Here is a 16,027-nt window from a genome sequence, read left to right as displayed (position 1 = left end):
CACCGACGCCGCCATCGAAGCCGGCGACCTCACCCTCGTCCGCGGCGACCTCCGCACCGCCGCCGACGCCATCCGCCTCGCCCGCGCCACCCTCGGCACCATCCGCACCAACCTCTTCTGGGCCTTCGGCTACAACGTCGCGGCACTCCCGCTGGCCGCCGCCGGACTGCTCAACCCGATGATCGCGGGCGCCGCAATGGCCTTCTCCTCGGTCTTCGTCGTCGGCAACAGCCTGCGCCTGCGCCGCTTCCGGGCCCTGACGTCCCGGCCCGCCGCGGCGGAGACGGCGGGTGCAGCGGGTACAGCGGGTGCAGCGGGTGCAGCGGGTACGACGGGTGCGACGCGTTCGAAGGAGACGGCGGATACAGCGAGGACACGCGGCTGATCCTCGGCACCGACGGGGGCGGTCCCGGCAGCACCGGCTGCCGGGACCGCCCCCGCACCATGACCAGGACCACGACCACGGCCACGGCCAGGACCACGGCCACGCGTTCAACGAAGAGCGGCCGCCTACGGCACCGGCACCCGCGCCCCCTCCGCCGCCGCCTCGCGCCGCACCCGGCGCGTCATCAGCCCGCCCGCACCGATCAGCCAGTGGGAGCCGTTCTCCTCGGGCAGCCAGCCCCGCTCCCGCGCGAAGCGCAGCGCACCGCGTTCGACCTCCCCCACCGCCTCGTAGTGCAGCAGAGTGGCCGACGCCAGAATGCAGCCGTCCGCATCCGTGATGTCCATGACCGCGCCGTCCGTCTCGAACCGGACCTTCACCGCGCCGTACTCCGTGCCCATGTCCTGCCTCCTCGTCCCGTCCCGCCCCGCACCTGCCCGTCACTCCGTCCGGGCGTCCGTGCCTCTGCACCTGCCAGCCTCTGCCCGTACCGGCGCCGTGTCACCGGCCGTTCGGCCCCTCCTGCCCAAAGGCACCGGGACTTCGGTCCCATCGGGACGGCAGCGGAGAGCTGCCGGTACGCGCCCCGGCCGGAGCGATGCCAACGGGACGCCCTGCGCCCGCCGTTGGACCGGGGAACGGCCGCGACCCACCCCACGGCGCCGGGGAGCGCCGCGGGCAGCCGCCTGCCGTGTACGTACGTCCCCTACACGATGCGAGGCGTCCGTGGGGGATGTGTAGCGGTCGGATATCTCCAGATCTGGCGGCCGAAGATTGGCGGATCGCGCAACCGTCCGCCCGAACCGGCGGGTGAGACTGGTCGGGTATCGCTCGCCCACGTACAGGGGGAACTCATGACGGGGTCACGCGTCCTGTCTCTCGGCCACTACCAGCCCTCCGACGTGCTCACCAACGACGATCTCGCGAAGATCGTCGACACCGATGACGCCTGGATCCGCAGCCGGGCCGGCATCCGTACCCGTCATATCGCGGCGGCCGACGAGACCGTGGACGCGATGGCGTCCGCCGCGGCCGCCAAGGCGCTCGCCGCGAGCGGGCTGGCCCCGCACGACATCGATCTGGTGCTGGTCGCGACCTGCACGGCCGCCGACCGCAGCCCGAACACCGCGGCCCGGGTCGCCGCCCGGCTCGGCCTCGACGCGCCCGCCGCCATGGACATCAACGTCGTCTGCTCCGGCTTCACCCACGCGCTGGCCACCGCGGACCATGCCATCCGGGCCGGTTCCACGAAGAACGCGCTGGTCATCGGCGCGGAGAAGTTCACCGACATGGTCGACTGGACGGACCGTTCGACGTGTGTGCTGGTCGGCGACGGCGCGGGGGCCGCGGTCGTCACCGCCTCGCCGGAACCGCTGGTCGGACCGGTGCTGTGGGGTTCGGTCCCGGAGATGGGCAGCGCGGTGCGCATCGAGGGCGAACCGCCGCGGTTCGCCCAGGAGGGCCAGACGGTCTACCGCTGGGCGACGACCCAGCTGCCGGCCATCGCCCGCCAGGTGTGCGAACGCTCCGGCGTCCGGCCCGACGAGCTGGCCGGTGTCGTGCTGCATCAGGCCAATCTGCGGATCATCGAGCCGGTCGCGGAGCGGCTCGGCGCGGTCAACGCGGTGATCGCCCGGGACGTCGTCGACTCCGGCAACACCTCCGCCGCCTCGGTACCGCTCGCCCTGTCCAAGCTCGTCGAGCGCCGCGAGATCGCCTCCGGTGCCCCGGTGCTGCTGTTCGCGTTCGGCGGCAACCTCTCGTACGCGGGCCAGGTCATCCGCTGCCCGTAGGGGTGGCCGCGGGCGCCGGGGCCCGGCGGGGGTGGCCGCGGGCGCCGGGGCCCGGCGGACTCCCGTGTGGTGGCGGCCCCCGGACGGGGTGCGCACCGTACGCGGAGCCGCCGCCCCGGCGTCCGATTCGTTCAAGACCGGGCCCGGCCGCGCTGCCTACGCTCGCCGCATGAGCACTTCGCACCAGACCACGCACCAAGCCCAGCCCGAGACCGCTGGGCACGCCCCGGCCCCGCGTTTCTCCGCCATCGGCATGACCGTCGCCGATATGGCCGCCTCCCTCGCCTTCTACCGCCGCCTCGGCCTGGACATCCCCGCCGACGCCGACACCGCCCCGCACGTCGAGGCCCCCCTCCCCGGTGGCCTGCGGCTGATGTGGGACACCCACGAGATCGCCCGCGCCATCGACCCGGACTGGACGCCGCCGCAGGCCGGCACCCCGACCGGGCTCGCCTTCGCCTGCGCCGACGCCGCCGGGGTGGACGCGGTCTACGCGGAACTCACCGCCGCCGGTTACGCGGGCGACAAGGCCCCCTGGGACGCGCCCTGGGGCCAGCGCTACGCCGTCGTACGCGACCCGGACGGCCACGGCGTGGACCTCTTCGCCCCGCTGCCGCCGGCCGGGTCCGGGCAAGCGCGGTAGCCGGGAGCGGTCACGCGTACGAGGGGGCGGCCCCGCCCCGGACGGAGCCGTTCCGGGCGGCGCCGCCCCCGTACCCGTCCTATCCCGTGTCCTGGGGGTGCTCGCGGAGGTACATCGCACCGCACGAGTGGCAGAACGGCTCTCCGGCGGGCGTCCCCCAGGCTTCGGCCGACTGGGTGGCGGCGGCCGGGTCCAGTTCGCGTCCGCACATCGCGTGCGCCCCGTCCAGCCGGACCATGTGCCAGATCTTGACCGGGGCGTCGGCCCGCGGCGGACCGCTCTCCTCGTACTCGGCGCGCATCTCGTGCTCCATCGCGGTGCACCTCCTACCGCCCACGATGCGTCAGCGGGCGGGTGCCCACAACGCCAGCGGGCGCCCCGCCGGGACCCGCCGGCTGCTCAGAACACCGACCATCCGGTCAGCGTCGTGAAGTGGTCCAGGGCCGCGGCGCCCGCTACGGAGTTGCCGCGGGCGTCGAGACCCGGGCTCCAGACGCACAGCGTGCAGCGGCCGGGGACCACGGCGATGATGCCGCCGCCGACACCGCTCTTGGCGGGCAGCCCGACCCGGTAGGCGAACTCGCCGGCCGCGTCGTAGGTCCCGCAGGTCAGCATCACCGCGTTGATCCGCTTGGCCTCGCGGGCCTCCAGCAGCCGGCTGCCGTCGGCGCGCAGGCCGTGCCGGGCCAGGAAGCCACCGGCCGCGGCGAGGTCCCGGCAGCTCATCTCGATGGAGCACTGCCAGAAGTAGTGCTCGATGACGCTGGGGACGGGGTTCTCCAGGTTCCCGAAGGACGACATGAAATACCCGAGGGCGGTGTTGCGGTCGCCGTGCTCGGCCTCGGAACCGGCCACCGCCTGGTCGAAGGCGAGGTCCGGGTTGCCGCTCTCCTCGCGCAGGAAGTGCAGCATCGTGGTGCTGGCGTCACCGGTCAGGGTCTGCAACCGGTCGGTGACGACCAGCGCGCCCGAGTTGATGAACGGATTGCGCGGGATGCCGTTCTCCCACTCCAGCTGGACCAGCGAGTTGAACGGCGTACCGGACGGCTCGCGGCCGACCCGGCTCCAGATGTCCTCGGTCGTACCGGAATGGGCCATCACCAGTGCCAGCGAGAAGGTCTTGGAGATCGACTGGACGGAGAACGGGGTCTCCCAGTCGCCGACGCCGTACACCTCGCCGTTGATGTCGGCCACGGCTATGCCGAACCGGTCGGCGGCCACCCGCTCCAGCGCGGGGATGTAGTCGGCGACCTGTCCCTGCCCCGCATACGGCCTGGCGTAGGCCGCTACCTCTTCGAGAACGGCCTGGTAGTCCATGACGGACACGCTAACCCGAGCCGAGGAGCACCCCCATCGGGGCCCCCGCCAGCGCCTTCACCTCGCGCGCGAGATGCGCCTGGTCGGCATAGCCGGCGCACGCCGCGACATGTGCGTACGGCATCCCTGAGCGGGCCAGGCCGAGTGCCCGGACGAACCGCAGCACCCGGGTCAGGGTCTTGGGGCCGTAGCCGAACGCGTCGAGGCAGTGGCGGTGCAGCTGGCGCTCGCCGAGCGCCACGGCGCGGGCGACCTCGGCGACCGGGCGGCCGCGGTCGAGCGCCGCCGCGATCGCGGCGGTACGGCCGGACCGGGGCGGCGGGGCGGACCGGGCGGGGCCGGCTGCGGTCCGGTCGGCCGCGGCCCGGAGCCGGGCCACCACGGTCTCCTCCAGGACCCGGTCCGGCGCCCCGCCCGCCGCCATCCGCCCGGCCAGCTCGCGCACCTGTGCCGCGGGCCACAGGTCCGCCAACGGCACCCGCAGATCGCGCAGTTCACGGGCCGGAACGCCGAAGACGGCGGGGCCCTGGCCGGGCGCGAAGCGCAGCCCGATGTGGCGGGTGCCGGGCGGTGCGGCGTCCGGGAGGTGCGGGCCGGTGTCCGGCCCCGCCACCAGCAGCCGGCCCTCGCTCCAGATCAGATCGGTGCAGCCGTCGGGCAGCACCGGCCGGGCCGGGCCCGCGGTGGCGTGGGTCCACAGCATCGCGCCGGACAGCCGGGACGCCCGCTCGCGGTACGCGCTGTGCGCGGCGTGCCCGGCGGGCGCCGCCGAGCCGGTGTCCGCGCCGCCGTCCCCGGCCTCGTCACCACACCCCGTACGAGCCCTGGGAACGGCCCGCGCGCCGCCCTCACCCGTCCGGCCCAACCCGCCGTGCCGTCCGCCCCTGTCGCGCTCTTCTCCCACATGCCCCAGCCTGGCACGGGAACCGGGCAGCCGGGTACGCCGTTGATCCATTACGACACCGACCTTCACGGAGGCAGCACATGGCAGGGTTTCTCGACCGCGCCAAGGAGCAGGCACAGCACGCTCTGGAGCAGGGAAAGCAGAAGGTCGACGAGGTACAGCAGCAGCGGGCGGGCAACGACCTGCTGAAGAAGCTGGGCGCCGCCTACTACGCCGAACGGCGCGGCAGCGGTACACCCGACGCGACCCAGAGCGCACTCCAGGCCCTGGAGTCCCACATCAACACGCACGGGGACGGCTTCCTGCGCGGCGCCTGACCCGAGCGGCGGGGCGGTCGAGCGGCCCGGCTGACGGCGGGCGGTCCGGCGACGCTCCGCCGCGGCCGGGGCGGCGGCGCGCGTGCCGGACGGCCGCGTGCCGGACGGCCGCGTGCCGGACGGCCGCGTGCCGGACGGCCGCGTGCCGGACGGCCGCGTGCCGGACGGCCGAAACCGCTCGCACGGACACCGAACGGCCGGTCCGTCTTCCGTTTTCCCCCTCCCCCGGTACCGCTCCGTCCCGTACAAGCGAGACAGGGGGCGGTGCGCGGTCGGCGGCCGCCGCGCACCGATCGGAGTCGGCCATGGCCACACCGTTGTCCGCCGCCCGTTTCCTCGACGCCCTCAAAGCCGAGGGGCTGCGGGTCGTCGAGGTCGGCGACTGGCAGACGCACAATCGCGACGGCCACGGTCCGTGGGGCCCGGTGCACGGCGTGGTGATCCACCACACCGCGACCACCGGGTCCGACAGCACCGTCCGGCTCTGCCGGGAGGGCCGCCCGGACCTGCCGGGTCCGCTCTGCCACGGCGTGATCACCAAGGACGGCACGGTGCATCTCGTCGGCTGCGGCCGCGCCAACCACGCGGGCCTCGGCGACGGCGACGTCCTGCGCGCCGTACTCGCCGAGAAGCGGCTGCCCCCGGTCACCAAGGCCGATACGGACGGCAATCACTACTTCTACGGCTTCGAGTGCGAGAACCTCGGCGACGGCTCGGACCCGTGGCCGGCGGCCCAGATGGCCGCCGTCGAAAAGGCCGCGGCGGCCCTGTGCCGGGCACACGGCTGGCACGAACGCTCGGTGATCGGCCATCTGGAGTGGCAGCCCGGCAAGGTCGATCCGCGCGGTTTCACGATGGACGCGCTGCGCGAGCGGATCGCCGAACGGCTGAAGTGAGCCGGGCCGCCGGTCGGCGCGCGCCGGACACCGGCCCGCGCCGGCCCGCGGCGCGCGGGGACAATGAGGGCGTGACCAGCACCGTCCCCGACCCGCCGGCCCCGCCACCGAACCGGCGGCCGCCGCCCGCGCCCGGCGCGCTGCGGCCGTGCCTGCCGTCCCCGCTCCAGGAGATCGAGGACGCGCCGTTCGCCCGCCGCGGCATCCGGCTGCTGCTCAAACGGGACGATCTGATCCACCCCGATCTGCCGGGCAACAAGTGGCGCAAGCTGGCGCCCAATCTGCGTGCCGCCGCCGCGGCGGGCGACCGGACGCTGCTCACCTTCGGGGGCGCGTACTCCAACCATCTGCGCGCCACCGCGGCGGCCGGCCGGCTGCTGGGCTTCGCCACCATCGGCGTCGTACGCGGCGAGGAGCTGGCCGGCGCGCCGCTGAACCCGTCGCTGGCCCGCTGCGCGGCCGACGGGATGCGGCTGCACTTCCTCGACCGCGCCGGCTACCGCCGCAAGGACGGCCCGGAGGTCCTCGGCGCGCTCCGCGACCGCTTCGGCGCCTTCCGCCTGATACCGGAGGGCGGCAGCAACTCCCTGGCCGCCCAGGGCTGTACGGAGCTGGGCCGGGAGCTGCGCGGGGCGGCCGGCACGGTCGCGGTGGCCTGCGGAACCGGCGGCACCCTGGCCGGGCTGGCCGCCGGGCTCGGCCCCGGTCAGCGTGCTCTCGGCTTCCCCGTCCTCAAGGGCGGCCGCCCGCACTTCCTCCAGGAGGCCGTCGAGCGGCTCCAGCACGCGGCGTTCGGCGGGCCGCGCGGCGACTGGCGGCTGGCGGACCGCTTCCACTGCGGCGGATATGCCCGCCGCACCCCGGAGCTGGACGCGTTCGCGGACGCCTTCGAGGCCCGGCACGGCCTGCCGCTGGAACGGCTCTACGTGGCCAAGATGCTGCTCGGCCTGACGACACTCGCCGACGAGGGGGCCTTCGCACCGGGCAGCACCATCGCCGCCGTGATCACCGGCACCCCCGACCCCGAACCCTGCCCTGGCCCCGGCCGCTGAACGCCCGTCCGCCACGCGCCCGTCCGCCATGCGTCACCCTTCCGCTCCCGCCCGGCGTGTACCGCGGCACGGCCCGTGACGAGGTCGTCGAGAACCCGTAGGGCGCGCGGAGGAGGGACCGCACCGGATGCCGCCGCCTGCCCCTCCCCGCGCTTGCCGACGGCCCGCTCGACCGGTCGCCGGTCTCCGGCGCGGCCCCGTCCGTCCTCCTGGTTCTGGGGCTCCGCACGCTGACCTCCGGGCGGAGGGTGCGGCGTTCCTGAGCCCGTCGGGCGCGCCACCGTCTCGTCAGGGCACCACCGGGCCGCCGCTCCCTCTCCCGCGCCTGCTCGACTCCCGCAGGGCGGGCCCGGAGCCGGTCCACGGCTTCCGCTCGCTGCTCCCTTTCGAGGCGGAGTTCCGGCCGGAGTACCACCCGCTGTATCCGGTGTACCCGGACCCGGCGGCGCTGCCGGGCGTCACCCGGGCCATCAGCAGGGCGTATCCGCCGCGTCTGTCACCGACCCAGGGGCTGCGGCCGGCCGTCGTCCTGAGGGCCCGGCGCCGCCCGCACGCCTCACGAGGCGCGCTCGCGGTACGCCGTCGCCTCCTCCAGGTCCAGCCGGCGCAGCAGCGTCCGCAGCATCTCGTCGTCGATCCGCCGGGCGTCCCGCAGCTGGACGAAGACCCGCCGCTCGGCGTCGATCACCTCGCGGGTCAGGCGCCGGTAGGTGTCGTCGGCGGACTCCCCGGTCTCCTCGTTGACCGTGCCGAGCCGTTCCCACACCGCGTTGCGGCGCCGCTCCAGGACGGTGCGCAGCCGGTCGGAGAGGGGCCCTGGGAGGGCGTTGCGGTCGTCTGCCAGCAGGGCGTCCAGGCGGGCCTCGGCGGCCTGCGAGGCGTCGTTCTGCGCCTGCGCCTCGGCGAGCGTCTCGGCCTGTACGTCCCGGGCGGGCAGTTTCAGGGCGCGGATCAGCGGCGGCAGCGTCAGCCCCTGAATGACGAGGGTGGCGATAACGGTGGTGAAGGTCAGGAAGAGCACGAGGTTGCGGGCCGGGAAGGGGGCGCCGCTGTGGACGGTGGCCGGGATGGAGAAGGCGATGGCCAGGGAGACCACCCCGCGCATCCCGGCCCAGCCGACGATGACCGGCGCGGTCCAGGTGACCTCGGGCTCCCGGGCCCGGATCCGGGCCGACAGGGCGCGCGGCAGGAAGGTGGCGGGGAAGACCCATACGAAGCGGGCCAGGACCACCGCCGCGAACACCGCGGCCGCGTACCAGGCGGCCCGCGCGGCGCCGAGCTCCCCCAGGCCGCGCAGGACGACCGGCAGTTGCAGTCCGATCAGCGCGAAGACCGCGGACTCCAGGATGAAGGAGACCATCTTCCAGACGGCGGCCTCCTGGAGCCGCGTCTCGAAGTCCACCTGCCAGGAGCGGTGCCCCAGATAGAGGCCGACCACGACGACGGCGAGCACCCCGGAGGCGCCGACCTGTTCCGCCGCCGCGTACGCCACGAACGGGATGAGCAGCGAGAGCGTGTTCTCCAGCAGCGCCGAATTCCGCAGCCGGCGGCGCAGCCAGTGCAGCGGCACCATCAGCACCACGCCGACCCCGACCCCGCCCACCGAGGCGATGGCGAACTCCCGGATGCCGCCGCCCCAGGTGACGCCGACCCCGACGGCCGCGCCCAGCGCCACCTTGTAGGCGGTGATCGCGGTGGCGTCGTTGACCAGGGATTCGCCCTGCAGGATCGTGGTGATCCGGCTGGGCAGCCCGAGCCTGCGGGCGATGGCGGTGGCCGCGACGGCGTCCGGCGGCGCGACGACGGCGCCCAGGACGAGCGCCACGGTCAGCGGCAGCTCCGGGATGACCAGGTAGGCGGCGTAGCCGACCGCGACGGTCGCGAAGAGGACGTAGCCGACCGACAGCATCGCCACCGGCCGCAGATTGGCCCGCAGGTCCAGGTAGGAGCTCTCCAGCGCCGCGGTGTGCAGCAGCGGGGGCAGCAGCAGCGGCAGCACGACGTGCGGATCGAGGGTGTAGTTCGGCAGGCCCGGGAGGTAACCGGCCACGAGCCCGGCGGCGACCAGCAGCAGCGGCGCCGCGACGGGGGTGCGCCGCGCCAGTCCGGCGACCGCCGTACTCCCCGCGATCAACAACAGCAGCGGCATCACGTTCATCGGCCCGTCCCCGTCCCCGTGGTCTTCGTGGTCACCCGTCCCGGCGATCTAACCTGGCCATCATGAGCGAGTGCACGCACGTTCCCGACCTGCCGCGCGCCGAACCGCCCGCGCTGAGCGTCACCTGCCTGGAGTGCCTGGCGGTCGGCAGCCATCCCGTACAGCTGCGGCTCTGTCTGGTCTGCGGCCACATCGGCTGCTGCGACTCCTCCCCGTACCGCCATGCGACCGCGCACTACGAGGAGACCGGCCATCCGGTGATCCGGTCGTTCGAACCGGGCGAGTCCTGGCGCTGGTGCTTCCCCGACCAGCAATTGGTGTGAGGTGTCCCGGGGTGTCTGGTTAGCCTTTCGGGATGATTCGTGAAGCCGTCCCCACCGATGTCCCCGCGATCCTCGCCATGATCGGCGAGCTGGCCGCCTACGAGCGCGTCCCCGAGGCGGCGCAGGCCACCGAGCCGCAACTGCACGAGGCCCTTTTCGGCGCCCAGCCGGCGGCTTTCGCACTGATAGCGGAGTCAGACGAGGCAGCAGGGGCGGGCGGTGCTCCCGTGGGCTTCGCCCTGTGGTTCCGCAACTTCTCGACGTGGACGGGCACGCACGGTGTCTATCTGGAGGATCTGTACGTACGGCCCGAGGCGCGCGGCGGCGGGCACGGCAAGGCGCTGCTGGCCGCCCTCGCTCAGGTGTGCGTGGCTCGCGGCTACGAGCGTTTCGAGTGGTCGGTCCTGGATTGGAATGAACCGTCCATCGGCTTTTACCGGTCGATCGGCGCCCGGCCCATGGACGGATGGTCGGTCTTCCGGCTCACTGGAGAGGAGCTGCACGATCTGGCGGACACCTCGCGCGTCAACGCAGCGTAATCGGCATGGATTTGACACCACCGACCCCTAGCCACTGTCCGTACTCATATGTTTACAATCAGTGACACCGACGGTGGCGGGTGACCGCGTGCCGGATCGCCGTCCTGATGGCAGCCGTGCTCCTTCTGGGCGACACCGGCCCGCAGATCGCGATAGCGTCGCAGCCGAACCATGTGCTGCGCCGGATCGTTCCCCTCTCGACCCGACAGGGGAATCGCCCGGCGCGGACAGCCCGAAATATCGCGAAGAGCACGCATACCAGCTCAACCAGCTTGTGCCACCTTGGAGGTGAGGGTGTCCCAGATCGCAGGCGAGCCCGGGAACCAGGACTTCGTGGAAGTCCGTCTGCCCGCAGCGGGTGCCTACCTGTCCGTGCTGCGTACGGCCACCGCCGGACTCGCAGCCCGCTTGGACTTCACCCTCGACGAAATCGAGGATCTGCGCATCGCGGTGGACGAAGCCTGCGCGATCCTGCTGCAACAGGCCGTCCCCGGCAGTGTGCTGAGCTGCGTCTTCCGTCTCATCGACGACGCGCTACAGGTGACCGTGTCGGCTCCGACGACCGACGGCCGCGCCCCGGAGCGTGACACCTTCGCCTGGACGGTGCTCTCCGCACTGGCCGGCAAGGTCGATTCCACCGTCGCCGAGGACCGCACGGTCACCATCAGCCTGTACAAGGAGCGCGGCGCCGGTCCCGGACCGTCATGACCGAACAGGGGGCCCCGTGAAAGATCTCGAACGCGGCTCGCGGATGGCACCCAGGGTGGCCATCCCCGAGCAGCAGGCCCGGCCGCACCCGGTGGGGGTGGATGACCACGGCGGCCGGTTGGACGCGGCGGAGCAGGCAGAGCGGGCGGACCACATGGACCAGAGCGAGCAGCAGGGGCAGCAGGCGCATCAGCATGATCCGCCCCGGCCCGACCAGCACCCCCAGGACCCACGAAAGCCCCACGAGCCGCGCACTCCCCGTGAGCCGCACGATCCACACGACCGCGGCGGCGCTCGGGCGATGTTCTACGAGCTGCGTGAGCTTCCCGACGGCTCCCCGGAGCGCGCGGAGCTGCGCAACACCCTCGTCCGGATGCATCTGCCGCTGGTCGAGCATCTGGCCCGCCGATTCCGCAACCGCGGCGAACCGCTGGACGATCTGACCCAGGTCGCCACCATCGGCCTGATCAAGTCCGTGGACCGCTTCGACCCGGACCGGGGCGTGGAGTTCTCCACGTACGCCACCCCCACCGTCGTCGGCGAGATCAAGCGGCACTTCCGCGACAAGGGCTGGGCGGTCCGCGTCCCGCGCCGCCTCCAGGAACTGCGCCTGTCCCTGACCACCGCGACCGCCGAGCTCTCCCAGCGGCACGGCCGCGCCCCCACGGTGCACGAGCTGGCCGAGCATCTCGGGATCTCCGAGGAAGAGGTCCTGGAGGGCCTGGAGTCGGCCAACGCCTACAGCACCCTGTCGCTGGACGTCCCGGACACCGACGACGAGTCCCCGGCCGTCGCCGACACCCTGGGCGCCGAGGACGAGGCGCTGGAGGGCGTGGAGTACCGCGAGTCCCTCAAACCGCTGCTGGAGGACCTCCCGCCGCGCGAGAAGAAGATCCTGTTGCTGCGGTTCTTCGGCAATATGACCCAGTCGCAGATCGCCCAGGAGGTCGGCATCTCCCAGATGCACGTCTCGCGCCTCCTGGCCCGCACCCTCGCCCAGCTGCGCGACAAGCTCCTCATCGAGGAGTGACCGGCGCGGGCCGGCTCCGGCCGGCACCGCCCGTTTCCGCTACTCCCTCGGGCTGATGCCCAGCGCCTGGGTGGCAGTCGGGTTGACCAGCAGGGCGAGCACCAGGATCGCGGCCACACCGAGCCCGGCGCCGGCCGCGATCAGCGCACCGCCCCCCTTGATGAGCGTCCAGGCCACCGGCAGCGCCACGATCTGGGTGATCAGCGAGGGGCCGCGGCTCCAGCGGCGGCGCAGCCACAGCCCGCGCGCGGCAACCAGCGGCAGCGCCGCCAGCGCGAGCACGGTCAGCCCGCCCATCTCCGCCTGCTGGGGACTGTCGGGCGACCCGGCCAGCCCCATGATCAGCATGTACACGCCGAGTGCGGCCAACGCCACACCCTCCACACCGGTGAGCACCGCGGCGGCGCTCAGCCGGGCGGGCCGCGGACCGCTCGGCTCGGGCACGGCGGGGGCGCCGGCGGCTCGGGTCGCGGACTGCTTCTGCTGACTGCTCACCCCAGCAGGGTAGCGCCGGCTGCAGGGGCCGCCGGCGGTGGACGGAAGTGAGACGGGTACCGGCAGGTAGGTACTCTGCTGCTCATGCGCGCACTTCTCGTGGTCAACCCCGCCGCCACCACCACCAGTGTCCGCACCCGTGAAGTGCTCACCCACGCGCTCGCCAACGACCTCAAGCTGGAGGTCGCCGAGACGCAGTACCGCGGACACGCCCGCGACCTGGCGCGGGAGGCGGCCGAGGGCGGCCAGATCGAGCTGGTCGTGGCGCTCGGCGGCGACGGCACCGTCAACGAAGTCGTCAACGGACTGCTCACCCAGGGCCCCGACCCGGACTCGCACCCCCGGCTGGCCGTCGTCCCCGGCGGCTCCACCAACGTCTTCGCCCGCGCGCTGGGGCTGCCCAACGACGTCGTGGAGGCGACCGGCGCCCTCCTGGACGCGCTGCGTGACCGCAGTGAGCGCACCGTCGGCCTGGGCCTCGCCTCGGGCACCCCGGGCACCGAGGACGAGGGCATTCCGGAGCGCTGGTTCACCTTCTGCGCGGGCTTCGGTTTCGACGCGGGGGTCGTCGGCCGTGTCGAACAGCAGCGCGAGCGCGGTAAGCGTTCGACTCACGCGCTGTACCTGCGGCAGTTCGTACGGCAGTTCCTGGGCGAGACGAACCGCCGGCACGGCACCATCACCCTGGAGCGGCCGGGCGAGGCCGAGGGCTCCACCGAGGTCACCGAGGACCTCGTGATGTCGATAATCTGCAACACCGCCCCCTGGACCTACCTGGGCAATCGCCCGGTCTACCCGTCCCCGGAAGCCTCGTTCGACGCGGCCCTGGACCTGTTCGCGCTGAGTAAGTTTTCGGCCCCCGCGGTGACCCGGTACGCCACCCAATTGCTGACCTCGACGCCGGACCGCGGCCCCCACGGCAAGCACGTGGTCTCCCTGCACGACCAGACGGACTTCACCTTGCATTCCCAGGCGCCACTGCCCTTCCAGATGGACGGCGACCACCTGGGACTGCGTACGAGCGTGACGTTCACAGGCGTTCGCCGTGCACTGCGTGTGATTGTGTGAGCAGTAGGGGCTAAAGTCCTTCCACTCGAACGTTTAGGCTGTCTTCCACCCCCTGGAAGTACGGCTGTGAGCTAGGCGACACCAAGGATTCAAAAAAAAGTTTCCAGAAGGGGTTGTATCCGTCGCCGAGGTTTGCGAGTCTCTTCATGGCGATCGGGACGGCCGCTTTTTTCGGCCCCCTTGAGAGCCCGAATCCCCTCCTCATTCCACTGGACCGCGCCAGTTCTTCACTGGATTTCGGCCCTTCCCTTGCGGAGGGATTCGTGAAAGCGTTCACATTCACAAGCAACGTTCCCGTCACACGAGGAGATGGAGCAGCCATGGACTGGCGTCACCGCGCCGTTTGCCGCGAAGAAGACCCCGAGCTCTTCTTCCCCATCGGCAACACCGGTCCTGCGCTCCTGCAGATCGAGGAAGCCAAGGCCGTCTGCCGCCGCTGCCCCGTCATGGAGCAGTGCCTGCAGTGGGCGCTCGAGTCCGGCCAGGACTCCGGCGTCTGGGGTGGTCTGAGCGAGGACGAGCGCCGCGCAATGAAGCGCCGTGCAGCTCGTAACCGGGCGCGCAACGCCAGCGCCTGAGCCAGCCGCCCCGTGGCCCCCGAGCCGCAGCGCGCAGTATCCGATGCTCCCCCAGAGCTGAACGCCTGGCGGTAACCGCATCGCAAAAGCTTTGAGCCCCGGACCGAACGGTCCGGGGCTTGCTGCTGTTCGGGGGCGGTTACTCTCCGGCGCCGGCGCCCCGGACGGACGCCGCCTCAGCTCCGCTTCTCGGCGCAGACCGGCACGTCCAGGATGACCTGGGTGCCGCGCTCGGGGCCGGGCACCATGTCGAACTTCCCGCCCAACTCCCCTTCCACCAGGGTCCGTACGATCTGAAGCCCCAGGTTTCCGGCGCGATGCGGATCGAAACCCTCGGGCAGACCGCGGCCGTTGTCCCGGACGGTGACCAGCAGACGCGGCTCCGTACGGCTGCCGCCGCGCACCGCGCCGACCTCGACCACACCCTGTTCGCCCTGGTCGAAGGCGTGTTCCAGGGCGTTCTGCAGCACCTCGGTGAGCACCATCGACAGCGGTGTGGCGACCTCGGCGTCCAGAATGCCGAAGCGGCCGGTGCGGCGGGCGGTCACCCTGCCCGGGGAGATCTCCGCGACCATGGCCAGCACCCGGTCGGCGATCTCGTCGAACTCGACCCGCTCGTCGAGGTTCTGGGACAGCGTCTCGTGCACTATCGCGATCGAACCGACCCTGCGTACCGCCTCGTTGAGCGCCTCGCGGCCCTGCTCCGAGTCCATCCGGCGGGACTGGAGCCGCAGCAGTGCGGCGACGGTCTGGAGGTTGTTCTTCACCCGGTGGTGGATCTCCCGGATGGTGGCGTCCTTGGTGATCAGCTCCCGCTCGCGGCGGCGGAGCTCGGTCACATCGCGCAGCAGCACGAGCGAGCCGATGTGCGTCCCCTTTGGCTTGAGCGGGATCGCGCGCAGCTGGATCACGCCGTCCGCGCCCTCGACCTCGAACTCCCGCGGGGCCCAGCCGCTGGCCAGTTTGACCAGGGCTTCGTCCACCGGGCCGCGGGCGGGCGCCAGTTCCGCCGTGGTCTGGCCGAGGTGGTGGCCCACCAGGTCTGCGGCGAGGCCGAGCCGGTGGTAGGCGGAGAGCGCATTGGGGCTGGCGTACTGGACGACGCCGTCCGCGTCGAGCCGGATCAGGCCGTCGCCCGCGCGCGGCGAGGCGTCCATGTCGACCTGCTGCCCGGGGAAGGGAAACGTTCCGGCAGCGATCATCTGCGCGAGGTCGGAGGCGCTCTGGAGGTAGGTGAGCTCCAGGCGGCTGGGGGTGCGGACGGTCAGCAGGTTGGTGTTGCGGGCGATCACGCCGAGCACCCGGCACTCGCGGCGGACCGGGATGGACTCGACGCGCACCGGCACCTCCTCGCGCCACTCCGGGTCGCCCTCGCGCACGATCCGACCCTCGTCGAGGGCCGAGTCCAGCATCGGACGGCGGCCGCGCGGAACGAGGTGGCCAACCATGTCGTCCTGGTAGGAGGTGGGGCCGGTATTGGGCCGCATCTGGGCGACCGACACATAGCGGGTGCCGTCGCGCGTGGGCACCCACAGGACGAGGTCGGCGAAGGACAGATCGGAGAGCAGCTGCCACTCCGAGACCAGCAGATGCAGCCACTCGAGGTCGGAGTCGCTCAGAGCGGTGTGCTGGCGTACGAGATCGTTCATGGAGGGCACGTCTGGGAGCCTACCGGCGTACGGTGTATCGGTTGTCCCCGCAAGGGCATGGACAGATGAGAATGGTCTAGTCCACAATGCTGGGCACAGACCTCCGCTCTCCCCGCACAGGAGAGCGGAACGAGGTCCGAGGCGCTCTCTGCCCTGACTGCGCCGCGGCCTC

At 72.5% G+C, this 16,027-nt stretch carries 18 protein-coding genes and 1 pseudogene; 12 read left to right on the top strand and 7 right to left on the bottom strand.

What is annotated here, in order from left to right; all coding sequences use genetic code 11:
• Nucleotides 1-385, top strand: a pseudogene (locus IH09_RS30525) (hypothetical protein); the annotation flags it as partial.
• Between the two features lie 125 nt (nt 386-510).
• Here IH09_RS30525 and IH09_RS30520 read toward each other — a convergent pair.
• The gene (locus IH09_RS30520; RefSeq protein ID WP_052860752.1) at nt 511-786 is read right to left on the bottom strand and encodes a hypothetical protein; all 276 of its coding nucleotides are present in this window, start codon (nt 784-786) and stop codon (nt 511-513) included.
• Between the two features lie 453 nt (nt 787-1,239).
• On the opposite strand from IH09_RS30520, the gene IH09_RS30515 reads away from it, so the two are divergent.
• A complete protein-coding gene (locus tag IH09_RS30515) occupies nt 1,240-2,178 on the top strand; it encodes a beta-ketoacyl-ACP synthase III (RefSeq protein ID WP_052860751.1) in 939 nt (312 codons plus the stop codon).
• Between the two features lie 169 nt (nt 2,179-2,347).
• Nucleotides 2,348-2,821: a VOC family protein gene (locus IH09_RS30510; RefSeq protein ID WP_110952683.1), complete on the top strand. Its 474-nt coding sequence runs from the start codon at nt 2,348-2,350 to the stop codon at nt 2,819-2,821.
• 79 nt (nt 2,822-2,900) lie between these two features.
• Here IH09_RS30510 and IH09_RS30505 read toward each other — a convergent pair whose 3' ends face one another.
• The 3 genes from IH09_RS30505 to IH09_RS30495 all read right to left on the bottom strand — a co-directional run bounded on the left by IH09_RS30505 (nt 2,901) and on the right by IH09_RS30495 (nt 5,042).
• The gene (locus IH09_RS30505) at nt 2,901-3,134 is read right to left on the bottom strand and encodes a hypothetical protein (protein ID WP_052860750.1); all 234 of its coding nucleotides are present in this window, start codon (nt 3,132-3,134) and stop codon (nt 2,901-2,903) included.
• Between the two features lie 86 nt (nt 3,135-3,220).
• Nucleotides 3,221-4,138, bottom strand: a complete 918-nt coding sequence (locus IH09_RS30500) for a glutaminase (RefSeq protein ID WP_052860762.1) — start codon at nt 4,136-4,138, stop codon at nt 3,221-3,223.
• A gap of 10 nt (nt 4,139-4,148) precedes the next feature.
• Nucleotides 4,149-5,042 (bottom strand): helix-turn-helix domain-containing protein, encoded by an 894-nt coding sequence (locus tag IH09_RS30495; RefSeq protein WP_404827299.1) that lies wholly within the window; start codon nt 5,040-5,042, stop codon nt 4,149-4,151.
• Between the two features lie 80 nt (nt 5,043-5,122).
• On the opposite strand from IH09_RS30495, the gene IH09_RS30490 reads away from it, so the two are divergent.
• The 3 genes from IH09_RS30490 (at nt 5,123) to IH09_RS30480 (ending at nt 7,307) form a co-directional block, all read left to right on the top strand.
• A complete protein-coding gene (locus IH09_RS30490; protein ID WP_052860749.1) occupies nt 5,123-5,359 on the top strand; it encodes a hypothetical protein in 237 nt (78 codons plus the stop codon).
• A gap of 305 nt (nt 5,360-5,664) precedes the next feature.
• Complete coding sequence (locus tag IH09_RS30485; protein WP_052860748.1) at nt 5,665-6,255, top strand: N-acetylmuramoyl-L-alanine amidase; 591 nt, start codon at nt 5,665-5,667, stop codon at nt 6,253-6,255.
• 71 nt (nt 6,256-6,326) lie between these two features.
• A complete protein-coding gene (locus IH09_RS30480) occupies nt 6,327-7,307 on the top strand; it encodes a 1-aminocyclopropane-1-carboxylate deaminase/D-cysteine desulfhydrase (RefSeq protein WP_052860760.1) in 981 nt (326 codons plus the stop codon).
• Nucleotides 7,308-7,863: 556 nt separating this feature from the next.
• Here the strand turns inward: IH09_RS30480 and IH09_RS30475 are convergent.
• A complete protein-coding gene (locus IH09_RS30475) occupies nt 7,864-9,465 on the bottom strand; it encodes a Na+/H+ antiporter (RefSeq protein ID WP_052860747.1) in 1,602 nt (533 codons plus the stop codon).
• A gap of 62 nt (nt 9,466-9,527) precedes the next feature.
• On the opposite strand from IH09_RS30475, the gene IH09_RS30470 reads away from it, so the two are divergent.
• From IH09_RS30470 to IH09_RS30455, 4 genes are all read left to right on the top strand, one after another.
• Complete coding sequence (locus IH09_RS30470; RefSeq protein ID WP_052860746.1) at nt 9,528-9,788, top strand: UBP-type zinc finger domain-containing protein; 261 nt, start codon at nt 9,528-9,530, stop codon at nt 9,786-9,788.
• Between the two features lie 32 nt (nt 9,789-9,820).
• The gene (locus tag IH09_RS30465) at nt 9,821-10,327 is read left to right on the top strand and encodes a GNAT family N-acetyltransferase (protein WP_052860745.1); all 507 of its coding nucleotides are present in this window, start codon (nt 9,821-9,823) and stop codon (nt 10,325-10,327) included.
• A gap of 294 nt (nt 10,328-10,621) precedes the next feature.
• Nucleotides 10,622-11,035, top strand: a complete 414-nt coding sequence (locus IH09_RS30460; protein WP_052860744.1) for an ATP-binding protein — start codon at nt 10,622-10,624, stop codon at nt 11,033-11,035.
• Nucleotides 11,036-11,078: 43 nt separating this feature from the next.
• Complete coding sequence (locus IH09_RS30455) at nt 11,079-12,065, top strand: RNA polymerase sigma factor SigF (protein ID WP_052860759.1); 987 nt, start codon at nt 11,079-11,081, stop codon at nt 12,063-12,065.
• A 39-nt stretch (nt 12,066-12,104) separates the two neighbouring features.
• On the opposite strand, the gene IH09_RS30450 is transcribed toward IH09_RS30455, so the two are convergent.
• Entirely contained in the window at nt 12,105-12,560 is a 456-nt protein-coding gene (locus tag IH09_RS30450; RefSeq protein ID WP_052860743.1) for a hypothetical protein, read from the bottom strand.
• Between the two features lie 84 nt (nt 12,561-12,644).
• Here IH09_RS30450 and IH09_RS30445 point away from each other — a divergent pair, with 84 nt between their 5' ends.
• Both IH09_RS30445 and IH09_RS30440 read left to right on the top strand, forming a co-directional pair.
• Nucleotides 12,645-13,628 carry a diacylglycerol/lipid kinase family protein gene (locus IH09_RS30445; protein WP_052860742.1) on the top strand — a complete coding sequence of 328 codons (984 nt, stop codon included), beginning with the start codon at nt 12,645-12,647 and terminating at the stop codon, nt 13,626-13,628.
• Nucleotides 13,629-13,948: 320 nt separating this feature from the next.
• On the top strand, nt 13,949-14,206 hold the full coding sequence (locus tag IH09_RS30440) for a WhiB family transcriptional regulator (RefSeq protein ID WP_003983230.1): 258 nt from the start codon (nt 13,949-13,951) through the stop codon (nt 14,204-14,206).
• 176 nt (nt 14,207-14,382) lie between these two features.
• Here IH09_RS30440 and IH09_RS30435 read toward each other — a convergent pair whose 3' ends face one another.
• A complete protein-coding gene (locus IH09_RS30435; protein WP_052860741.1) occupies nt 14,383-15,855 on the bottom strand; it encodes a sensor histidine kinase in 1,473 nt (490 codons plus the stop codon).
• Between the last annotated feature and the right edge of the window lie 172 nt (nt 15,856-16,027).

It is taken from the genome of Streptomyces celluloflavus, from assembly GCA_000720995.1.
GTDB classification, from domain to species: Bacteria; Actinomycetota; Actinomycetes; order Streptomycetales; family Streptomycetaceae; genus Streptomyces; species Streptomyces celluloflavus.
Note: the sequence above shows the minus strand (reverse complement) of the source record. Positions and strands in the feature narration are given on the sequence as shown.